We start from the raw sequence: 16,108 nt of genomic DNA on the forward strand, positions 1-16,108 counted from the left end.
CCCAAATGTGGCTTTTTTTATGCCCGAAATTTAGTTTTTACGATTTTACTCATACAGGAATATTCAATATGCATAGCCATACTCAAATTCAAAACACTTTAAACCATCCACCTTTACAACCTTATTCACCAAACCTGAATCCACCCACCCAAAACTCACCGACCCAACAGCTTGAGGTGGGAACTCGAACTAAAAGTGGCCGACTGAATACGCAGCCACGAAAAACCAAAGCACCTACAGCCAAACGCCTTGCCAATACTAAACAGCTCAATTATCAACAATGGCTCGAAGTCAGAAAACAGGGCATTGGCAGTAGTGATGCGGCAACCGCCTGTGGACTCAATCCTTACATGAGCATGTTGGAACTGTGGATGATTAAAACAGGACGGATGCAACAAAACATCGAGGATGAAAGCGCAGGCTATGCGCCACTTTACTGGGGTAAGCAGTTAGAGCCGCTTGTGGCGGAATACTACAGCATGCACACCAACAATAAGGTACGTCGAGTCAATGCAGTGTTACAACACCCTGATGAAGACAAACACTTTATGCTCGCCAATTTGGATTATGCCGTGGTGGGCAGTGGCGAAGTGCAAATATTAGAGTGTAAAACTGTTGGAGAATATGGTTCAAAATTATGGCGAGATGGCGTACCACTGTATGTCCTGTGCCAAGTGCAACATCAATTGGCAGTGACAGGCAAACAAGCCGCACATATCTGTGCCTTGGTTTGTGGGCATGAAACTAAAATCTTTAAAGTGACCCGTAATGAAACCGTGATTCAGCACATCATCAATGCCGAACGTCACTTCTGGCAATGTGTGGAATCCGATATTCCACCGAGTGTCGATGCCTCCGATTCAGCAGCCAAAGCTTTACAACAACTTTATCCTGCACAAACCCCATTACAGGTAGAAGACCTCAGCCAAAACGAACAAGCCAACTATCTGTTTAATCAGTTGCTTGAGGAGCGACATAAAGTTGAGCAGCATCAACAGTATTTTGATGAGTTGAAACATCAATTACAAATGATGATGAAAGAGGCAGAACGAGCAGTATTTACAGGTGGCTCAGTGACGTGGAAGAAATCACAAGACTCAATCAGCCTAGACAGCAAATCCCTGCTTAAACAATACCCTGAATATCTACAGCAGTTTCCACAAACCAAAGCAGGGACACGAAGATTTCAGATTTACCCGAATGGTGGATAAGGCAGCTACGCATATCCAGCATTTATTTCTCAAACAAACGTATCAAATCAGCCAACACAGAAACCCACCGATCCCATACCACAATAGGTATGGGATTTTTTTATACCCAATTTTTATTGAAAGGACATCATCATGATTAAAGGTTTAGCAATCACTCCACCTGTTTTAGGTCGTATCAGTATCGGCAAGATTGTCGAAAAGAATGGTAAACGTCTGCCTGAACGGGATGATCAATTTACCATCACTAGCCAAATCCAGAACAAGGATGGCTGGGTCAAACATCCACTGGATGAACAACTTAGATCTAAAGCACCCAATCAAAACCAAAAGCTCAGAACTATTCCAGTCCGCATGATCTTCAATGATCCTGAACTGAACTTACGGGCAGAGTACAGCCTATTTGATCGCCAAACTGGACGATTAATCTGCTCAGGCAATGGAGAAACTTGTCAGCGACTTGGGCAAAGCGGAGTTGAACAACATCCATGCCCATCACCTGATTTATGCCCACTGGCACAGGGTGGGTTGTGTAAACCTTATGGCAGGCTGTATGTCAATTTAGATGAATCAGATGAGTTTGGCACATTCATCTTTAGAACCACAGGTTTTAACAGCATTCGCACCTTAGCAGCACGGCTTCGCTATTACCATGCAGCTTCAGGTGATTTACTTTCATGCCTGCCATTGCAACTTACTCTGAGAGGCAAAAGCACAACACAAAGTTATCGTACTCCGATCTACTATGTGGATTTAACTTTACGTGATGGCACAAACCTGAAAGATGCGATTAGCTCAGCCAAACAGATGGATGAACAAAGTAAGACAGCAGGGTTTTATCAGGAAGCTTTGGATCATGTGGCACGGCAGGGTTATGGCAATGCTCATTTTGAGGTTGGAAGTGAAGAAGGCTTGGATATCGTGGAGGAGTTTTACAACGATGAATCTAAAACAGAGTATCAGCAAACGCATGATCTCACTCATGTTCAGGATATTCAGAAAGGGTTGCAGCAGTCGGTGCAGGCTTTGAATTGAATGGGTGAAAGCAGGACGTTTTTTCTTACAGCGAGCTCTATTATTTGAGCGAAATCGCGCTCGCATCATTGATTGGGAGAAAAACATCATGAATGCGTTCACAGGTCAAACTTTTCAGGTACATCAACTCATTAGTATTAAACAGGTTGTAGAGTACACAGGTCTTAGTCGTTCTACTGTTTATGACATAATGAACGAAAAGTCTCCATACTACGATTCGACTTTTCCAAAGAAAATTAAAATGACACAAAATCGTATTTGCTGGTCAGCTTTGGAAATCAATCAATGGATTGAGTCCAAGATGGCACAACGCTGAGAGAGCTTAGGCTCTCTTTTTTTGATTAATAATATCCAATGGGCTGCAATTCTTGATGAGTTTTATACGGATGATTCAAAATCAGAATAGCATCAATGGAGGTATCGTCTTACTATCAGGGCATTCAAAAGACTTACAGCAGAATGTAAATATTATAAGTTATTTATGTATTAGAATGTAAATGATTGTTTTTTTTATGTAAATTCAATAAAATTAATAACTTACATCTTTATTATTAAATAAAACTTAAATATTAAGGGGCTGAAATGTCATTAAAAATTTGGCAGAAATTATTATTTGGCATCGGTATGGTGGCAGGCGTAAATCAAAATTCTTCTGCAACCGAGCAGCAGGGAATTACTTGGTTAAAAAATACAAATAGTTCTAATATATCGACTGAATTGCAAGCTATATATGAGAAAGAAGTTACTTTAGGGTTATATAGTCAAACAAATAATAGTATAAATACTGATGAATTATTGAATGATGAACAAAGCACAGAAGCATTAGTACGTGCTGCTATTTTATTGAAAATTCAACAAAAACCGACAGATCAGATTGTTAATAAAATCTTAAGTTATCAAAATCAGGATGGTGGCTTTGGTCATTTAGCCGATTGGCAAAGTAATCCTTTAGATACAGCATGGGTGTTACTTGCACTTAAACAGGTGAATTCCTCAGACACTATAAAAATATCTAAGGCATTGGAATACCTTGCAAGCCAGCAAAGAACAACAGGTGCATTTCAGATTGTTTCTTTGGACGAATACTACGTTACAGCATATGCTTTAACAGCTTTAACAGATTATTTAAAAGCATATCCACAATATAATGCTGTTGCACTAAAAACAGTAAATTACCTAGAATCGAAACAACTTAGTGCTGGGTCGTGGACAGAAAATTCAGAGCAACTTTTTCTTGATGCTTTATTAAATGAAGCTTTACATCCTTATCGAGGCGTAGATAGCCCTGCACGCTCTGCTTTTAAAACCAAAGTATTGGAGAAACAAGCCCAAGATGGTAGTTGGAATGAAGATACGTATACAACTTCAATTATTTTACGTTCATTAAAGACTCAATCAACACCAGCGGTTAATCCAGTCACTTCTACGATTAGTTTTAGTGTGATTGATGCAGAGACTAAAGCTAATATTTCTGATGCAAAGATCAGTAGCTCAGCAGATAGTGCTTCTTCTTTAAATGTACAAACCAAAGAAGATGGCAGCATTGTATTCACAGATGTGAAAGCTGGGGACTATCACTTTATAGTAGAGAAAGAAGGCTTTGGTTCACTGACTTTTCAAGTGACCTTAAGGCAAGGAGAAAGTCTCAACCTAGGGCAAATGGAATTAGCTCGTCGGGCAAATGTAACAAGTGCATTAGTTCAAGGACAGGTAACAGACAAGACCACGGGTCAAGCAGTGGTTGGAGCTCAGGTTAAGTTGGTCAGTGGAACTAATACATTGACCGCCACAACCAATGCAGAAGGTCGCTATCAGATCACATTGGCACAACCTGCGGCATTTACACTAAGTGTGGCAGCAAATGGCTATGTTGCAGCGAGTGGCTCAGGTACTGTCACAGCAGGAAGTACATCCGATTTTTCACCTCAACTCAGCTCTGAGCAGGCCTATATTGGCAATGTAATAGGGAAAGTAACGGATGGCAATGGAACTACTCTCACAGGCGTATCCATTCTAAAAAATGGTGTAGTAGTTGGCCAAACAGATGCGAATGGTCAGTTTGTATTGGATAAAACCCCAGCAGGCAGCTTTACCCTAAGCTTTGAAAAAGTAAATTATCAAGGTCCAAGTATCAATATTAACCTGCCTGCGGGACAAACTGCGAATATCGGTACAGTTCAGCTCTTTGCCCAGAATCCTAGCAATCCAACTCAGCCTGATCCCGCATTAGCTACAGGTCAGTTCGAGGTTACAGTGGTTAATGCTAATGGTGTGGCAATTCAAAACCCAACCATTCTGGCTGAGAAATTAGATAATAATAATCAGGTGATACAGCAACAAAGCTTTACCTCACCAGAGGGGGTAAATAGTACCAAGCTTTTAGCCGAGTTGACGGCAGGACGCTGGCGTTTAACAGCGAAGCATCCAAGTTATCAAGATAGTGCAGAAACGATTCTTAGCCTCACAGCAAATCAAATCCAACCCGTACAACTTAAGCTCACTTTACTTGTTTATGAGTTAAAGGGAACTGTAGTCGACTCCCAAACAAATAAAGCCATTCCAAGTGCGAATATCACTGTATATCGTCAAGACAATAATCAACAGTTGTATACAGGTAAAACAGATGCATCTGGAGGCTTTAGTGTAAAAAACTTAAATACTGATCTGATTAAAGTACAGGTTGATTCAACACCCCATTTAAGTACAACGCGTTATGTTGATAAGCAATATATTGAGGGGGCAGTTGCGAATCTAGGAGAAATGCGTTTACGCCCACTATCGGCAGATACGAGTATGCCTGATCTGAAGGTTATGGCAACGGATGCCTCTGGTTTAAGTACAGATCAACAAAGTTTGCAGACGACAGGTATATTAAAAGCAAAGATTGGAAATATTGGTAATAAAGCATTTACCAAAACGCAAGAAGTAGAAATAGTTGCCTTTGCGGATACCAATAACAATCGCATCTTTGATGAAGGTGAGATTGTATTTGGTAAAACCAAGTTACCAAAAGGTTTAGAGATTAAGGAAGAGGTAGAGGTTAGTTTACAGATTGAAGGGAAGTCTTTATTTAGGGATGCACCCATTGCTGTATGGGTAGATAGTACGAAGCAAGTCGCGGAGAAAGATGAGAACAATAATATTCGTTTGACCAGTGATGCAGCAGAGACTAGTTCTCAAAAAGGGACGTTAGATACGGAAATAAAATGGCATTATTATCAAGATGAAAAGGACGGACAACAATATAGTGGATTAATATCTGCTGTTGCAGCACCCTTACATGATACTAACCAAGATGGAAAAATTGGTTTGGGTGATGCGTCAACAATTTTATTTACTACCTATACACCAAGTAAAAATATTATTGCAATCAATAGTAAAACAGGTAAAGAAGAATGGAAAATTCCTTTGCTTTATAATACTTCAACCCCTTTAATTGCAGATGTAGATGGAGATAATGTTCCAGATGTTATCGCACCTGGGGGGAAAAGCAGATATTTAGAAATATATAATAATAATGGTGTTCTTAAAAAAATATTAAATAATCAACAAATAGGGGATTCACTTTATAACTCAGTGATTTCATCTGATTTGGATTCAGATGGTATTCCTGAGATTATGCATATGGGTAATATTTTTGATTATTATAATGGGGTTAAATTAACCAATTCAACTGTTGGTTCAATTTTAGCTGTGTCTGATATTGATGGTGATGGGACTAAAGAGATTATAGGCACTACAGGAGTTGGACAATATGTTGGTGGAGTGAAACCATCTATTAAAATATTATTTAATTATTTTAAAACCGCTTGGCAACAGCGTAAATTTGTTGCGATTGCTGATGTTTTAAATCTTGGTACAGCTCAATTGATTTTTAGTGGCGATGGTCCAGTTTCTGGTGGAGTTGGGGAGATTGTTATTGTTGATGCGACAGGGAAAGTATTAAGAAATTATACTGTTCCTGGTTCTAATATTGCATCAGGAGGTCCAATCACTGTTGCAGATTTAGACAATGATGGACAAAAAGATATCTTAATTAGTGCGACTTCTGTATTAACTGCAATGAGAAGTGATGGAAGTATAATCTGGTCAAAAAAAATCTTTGATGGTAGTTCGGGTATCGTTGGTACGACAGTCTTTGATTTTAATAATGATGGGATTTTAGAAGTAGTTCATCAAGATGAATTAAATTTTTATATAAGCGATGGTAAAACAGGAGAAACGGTTTGGAAGATGCTGAATCCTTCAGGGACGTTTATTGAATCTCCAATTGTTGTTGACGCTGATGCAGATGGGCATGCTGATATTATTGTCACAGCTGATAAAGACTCCCCAGCAGCAGGAAATAAAACTATTTCAGGTATTCGGATGATCTCAGGTAAGAACAAGGACTGGGCGAATACTCGTAATGTTTGGAATCAATATAGTTACCATGTCACCAATATCAATGATGATTTGAGTGTGCCTGCGAAAGAAATAAATCATTGGCAAACTCATAATACTTATAGGGTAAATTTACCTATCTTAGCAGAAAGTGTAGCAGCATCAGATCCGACAGCATCTTATATCCGAGTGAACGATCAGGGTGGCTTAAATAAAGCAGAGTTTACAGTACGGATTGGTAATGCAGGTGGTAAAGCGATTGCCAAAGCGTTGCCTGTGAGTTTCTATCGAGTCACAGCACAGCAAGCAGCCAATGGAGAAAAAGGTACTTTATTGGGAACAATCCTTACAACCAAAGCCCTCAATGCGGGTGAATATGAGGATGTGAGCTATAGCTATACAGGCAATCTGGCAGACTTTGGCGAGATTGTGATTATTGCCAATGATATCGGTCAAAGCAATGCGGTTAAGATTCAAGAATATACTGAAACCAATAACACCGCTCGCTTAAGCGTCACAGGTGGCTATGAATCATTAGGATTATCTGCAAGTCTGGACAAGGCAGCTTACCAAGCCAGTGAAAATGTACAGATCACGGCCAATGTCAGTAACTTAGGTAGCTTTGCCAGCGGAGCAACAGTTCGACACAGCATTTATGACAGTGCCAATAACCTCATTGTAACCTTACCCAGCTATGAGGTGAGTCTTGCTGCTGCCAACCAAGCTAATGATCAGCATAGCCAAGCATTAGCTTGGTCATTGGTTGGGATTTATAGCGGACAATATCGAGTACAAACAGACCTAATAAAACAAGGCAGTGTGATTGCGACAGCCAATAATACGCTGACACTACAAAGCTCGGCATCTACAAATGGTTTGACCGATACACGGATACGCACAGATAAACAACAATATCCAGTCAATGGATTGGTAACACTGGAAATGCAGTTACAAAACACCTCAAGCAATGACCTTGGCGGTGCTGCAACAGTTCTCATCGAAGTGCTGGATAGTAATGGGCAGGTGATTTTTAGTCGCACAGCTGCATATCCACAACTGGCTGCCAATACCCTAAAACAGGAACAATATCCATTACAACTTTCCAATACAAAGGCAGGCAGCTATACCGTTCGTACCACCACCACATTAGGACAGCAAAGTTATACTCGTCAAACCAGTTTTAACGTACTCAGTTCAACCCAAACTGGCTTAGGGCTTGTGGGCGCATTAAGTGCAACACCAAACGAAGTTCCTGTCGGAAATAATGTCTTACTGAACCTTCAAGTCCAAAATACAGGCAGTGAAGCTTGGTCGAATTTGCCGTTAAATATCCGCTTATTTAAAAATGATGATGTTGATGCGATTGCAACATTGAGTACCACAGCCAACCAACTTGCGCAGGCACAAAGCTACCAGCAAAGCTTAAGTTGGAAAACACAGGGACAAAATGGAGACCGTATTACTGCAGCATTGACTTATATTGCAGGTTCAGGACAAGAAAAACCACTTGCCCAAGCCAGTTTTAAATTGATCCAAATACCTGTTGAAGTTGAACTACCCGACTACAAACAAGTTAATAACCAACTTCTGGTGTACTACAGCTGTGAAGCAGGCTGGCATAAATCAGTACTGAATTGGGGATTTGGTAAATTTAATTATGCTTGCTTTAGTGAACGTGGAAACACCCTCAATCGCTATCTGAATGAGATTAAATTAGAAACAGGACTGAATTATAAAATTACCTATAGTCCGCATGAGTTTAAAAAACTCATGCGTAGCGGACGCTATAACAATTATTGGGTATTGGGTGCGGTTGAGAAATTCCACATTAGTACCAACGATGAACTACGTGAATTGAGCTTTAATGGCGAATCAGTCTTATTCGACAAAGGAATATTGGACTGGACCAACTATGAATTATTGAACCTCACAGACATTCGCTACCGTGGACATCTATTGCTCACCAAGGGTGAAATGAAAGTACACGAACCAGTTTATGCAACCAACCTACCAGTGTTGAGCCCAGTTGGAGATACCTTAGCTTGGTACATAGGTCCAAGAGCCAAAGTCACCGCAGACTATGATGGACGCTATTGTGCAGGCTTTAACAAAGATTGGATAACATCGATAGAGACGATTGTTGATTTGAAATTCTATAACTGTAACAGCCAAGCCAAATATCCAGCGATAGTGACGGCTAACTACGGTGATGGTAAGCCACTGGCGTTATCCTTTGACTTGCTCAGAAGTTTAATGACGGATGGATCCACATCAACGACCAAGCAGCAAGGTTGGAAGAACGTATTAAAGCAAAGCCTGAACTACCAACAAATAGATGCAACTAAACGCTTGAGTTATGCACCGAAAGAACCTGTATATCTCAGTGTTAAGTTGAATACGAACCAAAATGCCCAAGCAACAGTTGTCGTACAACTTCCAATTGGAGCGCAATGGCTAGGAGCAGGTACAGTCAGTAACAATCAGGTGAAGTTTACAGTCACACTCAATGCGGTAAAGGCAGAGAATATGACCCTGCCAATCATATTACCGAGTAATGCCGGGACCCATGCGATAAAGGTCAATGTCTATAACGGTACAGATACCAGTGTAACTGCATTGAATAGTAAGGAATACCGTTTCCTTGTACGTGGAAGCAATGAACGAATAGCGTTACTTGATGGGGAAGTCCGTAAATGGCGCGTGGGACTCACCGATTTGGTGCAGGTCACGGCAATCAAGACCTTGTTGGGAACAGCCAAACTTCACAGTAGCTTAGGCTTACATGACCTTGCGATTGCAGGTTATGCCGAAGCAGGAGGAGTGATGGATCGTTTAAACAACATTGATGCCAAAGCAGCGAGAAAGGAGTTAGATGAACTGATTCGTACCCTGCAAATACAGTGGTATCAAAACAATCAGTAGCAGTAGGTTTTTAAAGTAGATGGAGTGGCATATCGATTGAGTCATGCCACTCTAACAATAGTTTAAATATGAAAATAAGTTTTAACACTTGGTGAAACAATGAAATTTAGTAAAACTTTAAAACGCTGTATAGCGGGGACAATTGTGCTTTGTCATGCAGGGGTACTCTCTGTACCTGCCATGGCAGCAATTGAACAGGAAGCCTTTGGACGAGTCAAACCAGGCACTGAGGGTTCAGTCAGCCAATCTGATTTGGAGCAGATGCAAGAGTTGGTCAAGAAAATGCAAATGCGTTTAATGGATTTGCGCCCTACTGCAAAAACGAGTGCTGCTCAATTACAGAAATTAAACCAGCAACAAGAATCATTAAGAGCTGCAACAGCAAAACAGATTTTAGAATTACGCAGTAACATTGCCAAAGAAACAGCGAAAGCCGTTGCAGACATTCGTCAGGAAGCACAGCAGTTTAAAGTCAAGAAAGTGGCGAGTAGTATTATTGCCCGTCAGGAACAAACGGCAAAACTGATCGAACAACGTCAAACGATTATGGATGGTTTATTTGATCAATTGGCAGCAGCAAAAGATACAACGAGTCGTAATACTGCACTGGATAAAATCTCCAATCAGATGAAGCAGTGGGAACCCAAGAAACTACAACGCGACTTTAAGGAGTTGCCTTGGGGACGACCAGATAGCAAAGTTCCAGCTCCTGTCACCGCACAGGACTTTAAAAAGCTTGCGCCTGCACTAGAACACTATCAAGTTAAAAATGATAAAATCAGTATTAATCCCAAATATAAGTCATTGGCAGATGCCTCAACCTTGAGTCCAGACCAACTTTGGAAACAAGCGACTCCAACTGTGTTTACCAGTACCAGTGTGGGACAATGGCAGAAAATTGCTTTTAATGGTATGACACTGAATGATCAAAATAAATGGCCTGTACTGGCTTCACTCCCTGTGGCAACCCAAGCAGAAGATTTAACTGCTAATGAAGATGTACAAATCAGTCAAGAGATCAAAGACCTTGCAGCACAGTTGAATCATAACCCTGCGAAAATCTATAAATGGGTATATGACAATATTGAGTTTGTGCCAACCTACGGTTCAATTCAAGGTTCAGCCTATACACTGGAAACCAAACGAGGCAATTCCACTGATACCAGTAGTTTACTGATAGCCTTGTTACGTGCATCAGGTATTCCAGCTCGCTATGTCTCAGGAACGATTGATGTACCTGCTGAAGTTGCCAAAGACTGGGTCGGTGGTGTCAATAATTTGGGTGCTGTTGGAAACTTGATCGGGCAAGGTGGTGTACCGAATTTGATCATTGCCAATGGCGGTAAAGAAACCCATTTACGTATGGAACATATGTGGGTCGAAGCCAAGTTAGACTTCATACCAAGTAAAGGTGCGATACAGACCAGTGGACAAAATAATCCAAATATTGAAGATAGTTGGGTGCCACTGGATGCAAGCTATAAGCGTTATGAACGAACCAAAGGCATTGACTTAGCTAAAGCTGTGCCATTTGATGCCGAAGATTTCTTAAACAAAGCGCAACAAGGTGCAACTGTTGATGAAGCCAATGGTAGTGTACAAAACCTGAATGCCACTAATATTGAAACAGCAACCAAAGCCTATCAAGATAAGGTTGAAGCCTACCTTAAGCAACAACATCCAACCGCAACAGTGGGCGATGTGTTAGGCACAAGCAAGATCAAGACTTATAAAAGTAAGATGCTGAGTCCTGTATTGCCTTATGAAGTGGTTGCTGTAGTACGTGACTACCATACTTTACCTGACACCATGCGTCATTATTTTCACCTGAATGTGTATGATGCAACTGACCCATATGCATCTCAGATGGGAAGCTATGCGGTACAGTTTAAGATTCCAAGCACTCAGTTACGTGGTAAGTCATTGGCACTCTCATTCCGTCCAAGCACAGATGCGGATGCACAAGCGATTGTGAATGCATTGCCAAAACCAGATGCCAGTGGCAACATTGACCCTAGCAAGCTACCAAAATCTTTATCCAGTTCAATTCGGATGACAGGTGAAATTACACTGGATGGCCAAGTTTTAAAGACCTTACCAAGCTATGCTTTAGGTACAGAAATACAAGCACAAATGGGTTTTATGAGTCCAAATAATAACTGGAGCTTGCCAAACAAACAGTTCAGTGCAGGTGAATACCATGCAATTGGTTACAATATGCAAGGCATTGGCAAACCGCAAATGGAACGGTTAAAAGCCAAACTTGAAGCAGCCAAAACCAAGATTGAGAGTAAAGATGATGCTCAGATTAAAACGCTAAATAACCATGATGTCACTGGAACAATGCTTCAATCAGTGGTTCAGAGTTACTTTGGTATTAATGATGTTCAGGACGAAGTTCAAGAACGTCCATCTGGTATTATTAATAATTCGTTTATGAGTTTTGGGACATTCTCAACCAGTTTACAGGGTGTTTATAGTTGGGGAGTGTTAAGAACTGCAAAATTTGCAGGTATGGTGATGGATATTGACCGTATAGGTGCAACTATTGTAGATAGTGATAATAAACAATCTAATGTATTGGCTTTTACTCAGTCGCAAGGACCACGTCAAAGTCTAAATGAAAATCAAATACCAGAGATGTTCTTTAATGATCCGAATAGTCTAAAAAAGAATGTAGCAGGAGTGAGCGCAGTTAAGGTCCTTCAGATAGCCTCATCGCAAGGTCAAAAAATTTATAAGATTGATCAGTCCAATATTGATAAAATATTACCTGAGCTTAATCATAGTAACCAGGTAACTACAGATGTGCGTAATGCTATTGCAGCAGGTAAAATTGTTACGATAAGCCAGACTAAAATTAATTTTAATACTTGGAATGGAAGTGGTTATATTATCACTGACCCCAATACAGGTAGCGGTGCTTATATGATTAGTGGAGGATTAAATGGAGGAGCAATTGATGTTTTATCAGATGCTTTAAATGGACCTTTAGTTGGTGCTGGCTTAGCAATATTGGGGTTGTTAGCATTACTGTTACCTGCTGGATCTGCACTAATATTAGTGGTTTTTATATTCTCATTAGTTATGAGTATTCTTACTTTAGTGTTTGGTATGTATGATTTGTACAAATCTAAATGTCCTATTTCTGATGTGTTGGGTTTTGGTTTGGTAACAACAATATTTTTAATACTTGGACTTAGTAATATAAGGTCTATAGCAGCATGGATTGGGTTTAATTCTTGGTTGATAGGGGTGTTATTACCTGATGCTATAAAAGAGGAAAAAAACTGTGGTGCTTGATTATATTTATATGAATAATTTACCAATTTATATTTATATTTTATATTTTATATTAGGTGTGGGGTTATTCTTTATTTCATTTAATATTGCTAATGAGCGGTTTTCAACGAATAATATTCCACTATGGGTTGGAATATTTATGGCGATATTTTGTAGCTTAATCATAGTTTTTGCATTTTCACTGCTTAAATTTCATATAGGGTTATATCTAATTTTGAATGCAATTATTCCTTATATTTGTATGTGGCGATCAAATAATTTAGTTTAATTTGTAGAGGTGGGTTTTAATTTAATTCACCTCTTTAAGGGATTGTATGGAAAGTATATTTTTTATATTTTTTAGCTTTTTAAATTTGTTTTTATCAGTTTTTTTCATTTTTGTTTTTTTTCGAAGTAGGAGGATGACATTGTTTTTGCATTTTTTAATGTATTATTTAATATTTTCTAATTTATTTTTATCAGTTTTTTCAATGGTAAATGATTAGAATTGTTGCAATTTTTATAAGTTGTGGAGGTGGTGTCAATCCGCTATAAAGACCTAATGTCCTATTTCTGATGTATTCGGTTTTAGTTTGGTAACGCTAGTATTTTTAATTTTAGGTTTTACAAAAATTCGGTCTATAGCGGCATTGATGTGTGCTGAAAAAACAGTAGGCTTTCACTTGGGAGATTCTAAGCAGCGAACCTGTAAAAGTCCTCTGCCATTTGATTTGGTGTCTTAAAATCCAGACCTTTCTGAATTCTTTGTTGATTATAAAATAGCTCTATGTATTTTATAATATCTGCTTTAGCTTCTTCCCTTGTTTTATAGTGACGATGATGAACTAACTCATTTTTTAATATGCCCCAGAAGCTTTCAATCGGTGCATTTTCAAAGCAATCGCCTTTTTTACTCATCGAACCCTGAAATCCATATTTTTCAAGCATGTTTCGATATTCATAGCTGCAATATTGGCTGCCTCTGTCCGAGTGAATAATTAAGTTTTGAGGTGGCTTTTGATTGCGAATCGCCATGCTGAGCGCATTACAAAGAAGCTGTGTCGTCATCCGTTCACTCAAACTATAACCAATCACTTGTTTGCTATAAAGATCTTTCAACGCTGCTAAATATAGCCATCCTTCAGCTGTCCAAATGTAGGTAATGTCACTGACCCATGCTTGATTCGGAGCTTGCATTGAAAATTGTTGTTCCAATAAATTATTATAAACACTACGATTGTGATCACTATTTATCGTTCTTTTAAAACGCTTATGACGTTTACAGTACAAGTGGTTGAGTTTTTTAATGCAACGAACTGCATGCTGATTTATTTTGATGCCTTGTGACTGTAAGTGTTTAGTTAAGCGAATATAACCATAACTTTCTTGATGGGCTATTTTCACCAATAGTGTCTGCTGATTTCTTTGATAGCTCTTTTACTCAAGCCACGCTTCAACCAGTCATAAAACTGTGAAACTGAAACATGAAGTAGCTTAGCCATCATGACGACTGGGTATATATTTCTGTGCTGTTTCATATATGCGTACCTTACTGACTTTCTTTGGCAAAGTACGCTGCTGCTTTTTTTAGAAATTCTCTTTCCATTTCAGCAGTTTTAAGTTGTTGCTTTAGCTTTCTATTTTCTTCAAGCAAAGCAACGAGATCAGGTGAATATTGCTGTGTAGCTACAAGTGTTCCTGCTTTTGCTTTATTATACCAATTCGACAAGGTTTGCATGGAAATATCAAGTTGTCTTGCTGTTTCTGAGACATTACCATTATTTGAATCAATAGCTTTTATTGCTTCAGCTTTAAATTCTGCTGTGTAATTTTTTTGTTTTTTGCTCATGGTAAACTCCTGATGAGTAGGGTTAGTTTACCAAGTTAAAGTCTCCTCATTTATCAACACACATCAATCTTATAATTGACAGCTAAAAAATCAAACCAATGCGATTCTCTAATTCCACCGCTGTGCGGTGGAATTTCTAATATTTTATACTATATGTTTTTTGTGTTATTACTTTTAGTTCTAATTGTTGATAAGAGTCAGTTTGATAACTCTCTCGCAATTTTGCATTAATAACGTTTCCTTTAGCATTGGATTTGACACCAATGATTTGCTTCTGCTCATCATAAATATAAATAAAAGATTGATGAGTCAGTGGATCTTTATACAATTGGCGGAGATAGCGTTTACAAGGATAAGTCTGACCATCACATAAAAGTTGTTTGATGTCTTTAGGTAAAACCTGATGATCTTTATAGTAGTGCTCTAAAGCTTTGATATACAGTTGAGCTGTATTAATAAAGTCTTGTTCTTTAAGACGTTTCGTCTGCGTTGAGGTGATTTCGATATAGCTACCTAATAAAATTCCATAAACCAGAATAAACCATAAGAAAAAAACATAGGTCATGCCTGCTTGTTGGGATTTACCAAGTCTGGTAGTTGCTACCATCTATGGATACTCCCTTGGCATTACTTTTTATGTCATACATAACCTGTTCACCATCCATATTGATATAGATAGGCTGCCAATTCGCCTGCTTGGTAATCGGATCAACTGGAATATGTCTTAGATATTTTTCTGATACTAGCTCATTTAAATTCTTAGGATAACGTCCCTTATCAGAATAAAACCGATCAATCGAAATTCGAATCGTTGCTAAATCACTTTTAAGCACAGACTCTTCTGCTTTGTCTAAACTCTTAATATATCGAGGCAAAACCACACTGAGTAATGAGGCAATAATCACCAGCACCACTAAAAGTTCAACCAAGGTAAAACCACGCTGGATTTTGAACTTACCATTTGTCATAACGAGTTCCATCCAAAGCGAGTTTTTTACTTTTGGAGTGAATATCATAGACATCATCTCCAGCTTCAGGTGCATCGGCAGGACTGGCATAGCTTCTCAGCGCCCATGATTCTGCTCCATTAGCTTGGTCAGGTACAAACGGATCAGTAGGAATACGTCTTAAAAAATAGATTTTGCGTCCTTTAATATCTTTAAGATCAGGAACGCCATCAACTAAATCCGTCAATGTTTTGGGATAACCAGAACTATCAACAGGCATATAAATTCTTCCCTCATCAACTGCCTGCTTGTAATTATCCAAAGCAGTACGTATTTGTATCAGTGCATCTTTCAATTCACGTTCCTGACGACGTTTTTGATCCAACTGAATCAGTGGAAAAGCCATAGAGGCAATAATTGAAATGAGGGTGAGGGTCACTAACATTTCAACTAAGGTAAAGCCTCGCATCCTCGCGAACATG

8 protein-coding genes and 1 pseudogene are annotated in these 16,108 nt (G+C 39.1%); 5 read left to right on the plus strand and 4 right to left on the minus strand.

The window, feature by feature from the left end; translation table 11 throughout:
• Positions 1 to 68 precede the first annotated feature (68 nt).
• The 5 genes from MMP60_RS07690 to MMP60_RS07710 all read left to right on the plus strand — a co-directional run bounded on the left by MMP60_RS07690 (position 69) and on the right by MMP60_RS07710 (position 12,851).
• A complete protein-coding gene (locus tag MMP60_RS07690) occupies positions 69 to 1,211 on the plus strand; it encodes a lambda-exonuclease family protein (protein ID WP_241335710.1) in 1,143 nt (380 codons plus the stop codon).
• A 132-nt stretch (positions 1,212 to 1,343) separates the two neighbouring features.
• Positions 1,344 to 2,243: a hydrolase or metal-binding protein gene (locus MMP60_RS07695; protein WP_241335711.1), complete on the plus strand. Its 900-nt coding sequence runs from the start codon at positions 1,344 to 1,346 to the stop codon at positions 2,241 to 2,243.
• A gap of 88 nt (positions 2,244 to 2,331) precedes the next feature.
• Positions 2,332 to 2,559 carry an AlpA family phage regulatory protein gene (locus MMP60_RS07700; RefSeq protein ID WP_241335712.1) on the plus strand — a complete coding sequence of 76 codons (228 nt, stop codon included), beginning with the start codon at positions 2,332 to 2,334 and terminating at the stop codon, positions 2,557 to 2,559.
• Between the two features lie 266 nt (positions 2,560 to 2,825).
• Positions 2,826 to 9,548 (plus strand): carboxypeptidase regulatory-like domain-containing protein, encoded by a 6,723-nt coding sequence (locus MMP60_RS07705; protein ID WP_241335713.1) that lies wholly within the window; start codon positions 2,826 to 2,828, stop codon positions 9,546 to 9,548.
• Between the two features lie 99 nt (positions 9,549 to 9,647).
• Positions 9,648 to 12,851, plus strand: coding sequence for a transglutaminase domain-containing protein (locus tag MMP60_RS07710; protein ID WP_241335714.1), 3,204 nt, complete (start codon positions 9,648 to 9,650; stop codon positions 12,849 to 12,851).
• A gap of 672 nt (positions 12,852 to 13,523) precedes the next feature.
• On the opposite strand, the pseudogene MMP60_RS07715 reads toward MMP60_RS07710, so the two are convergent.
• The 4 genes and pseudogenes from MMP60_RS07715 to MMP60_RS07730 all read right to left on the minus strand — a co-directional run bounded on the left by MMP60_RS07715 (position 13,524) and on the right by MMP60_RS07730 (position 16,107).
• Positions 13,524 to 14,679 (minus strand): annotated as a pseudogene (locus MMP60_RS07715) (IS3 family transposase).
• Between the two features lie 136 nt (positions 14,680 to 14,815).
• Entirely contained in the window at positions 14,816 to 15,286 is a 471-nt protein-coding gene (locus tag MMP60_RS07720) for a hypothetical protein (protein WP_241335715.1), read from the minus strand.
• Positions 15,261 to 15,647: a prepilin-type N-terminal cleavage/methylation domain-containing protein gene (locus tag MMP60_RS07725; protein ID WP_241335716.1), complete on the minus strand. Its 387-nt coding sequence runs from the start codon at positions 15,645 to 15,647 to the stop codon at positions 15,261 to 15,263. The genes MMP60_RS07720 and MMP60_RS07725 overlap by 26 nt, the downstream gene beginning before the upstream one ends.
• Positions 15,634 to 16,107 carry a type II secretion system protein gene (locus MMP60_RS07730; protein WP_241335717.1) on the minus strand — a complete coding sequence of 158 codons (474 nt, stop codon included), beginning with the start codon at positions 16,105 to 16,107 and terminating at the stop codon, positions 15,634 to 15,636. Before MMP60_RS07730 ends, MMP60_RS07725 begins: the two co-directional genes overlap by 14 nt.
• Position 16,108 lies beyond the last annotated feature (1 nt).

The organism is Acinetobacter sp. ANC 4805 (genome assembly GCF_022549495.1).
Taxonomy (GTDB): domain Bacteria; phylum Pseudomonadota; class Gammaproteobacteria; order Pseudomonadales; family Moraxellaceae; genus Acinetobacter.

Excerpts from the sequence above, each read along its gene's own strand:
- MMP60_RS07690 (WP_241335710.1), top strand. The coding sequence starts at position 69 with ATGCATAGCCATACTCAAATTCAAAACACTTTAAACCATCCACCTTTA.
- MMP60_RS07695 (WP_241335711.1), top strand. The coding sequence starts at position 1,344 with ATGATTAAAGGTTTAGCAATCACTCCACCTGTTTTAGGTCGTATCAGT.
- MMP60_RS07700 (WP_241335712.1), top strand. The coding sequence starts at position 2,332 with ATGAATGCGTTCACAGGTCAAACTTTTCAGGTACATCAACTCATTAGT.
- MMP60_RS07705 (WP_241335713.1), top strand. The coding sequence starts at position 2,826 with ATGTCATTAAAAATTTGGCAGAAATTATTATTTGGCATCGGTATGGTG.
- MMP60_RS07710 (WP_241335714.1), top strand. The coding sequence starts at position 9,648 with ATGAAATTTAGTAAAACTTTAAAACGCTGTATAGCGGGGACAATTGTG.
- MMP60_RS07720 (WP_241335715.1), bottom strand. The coding sequence starts at position 15,286 with ATGGTAGCAACTACCAGACTTGGTAAATCCCAACAAGCAGGCATGACC.
- MMP60_RS07725 (WP_241335716.1), bottom strand. The coding sequence starts at position 15,647 with ATGACAAATGGTAAGTTCAAAATCCAGCGTGGTTTTACCTTGGTTGAA.
- MMP60_RS07730 (WP_241335717.1), bottom strand. The coding sequence starts at position 16,107 with ATGTTCGCGAGGATGCGAGGCTTTACCTTAGTTGAAATGTTAGTGACC.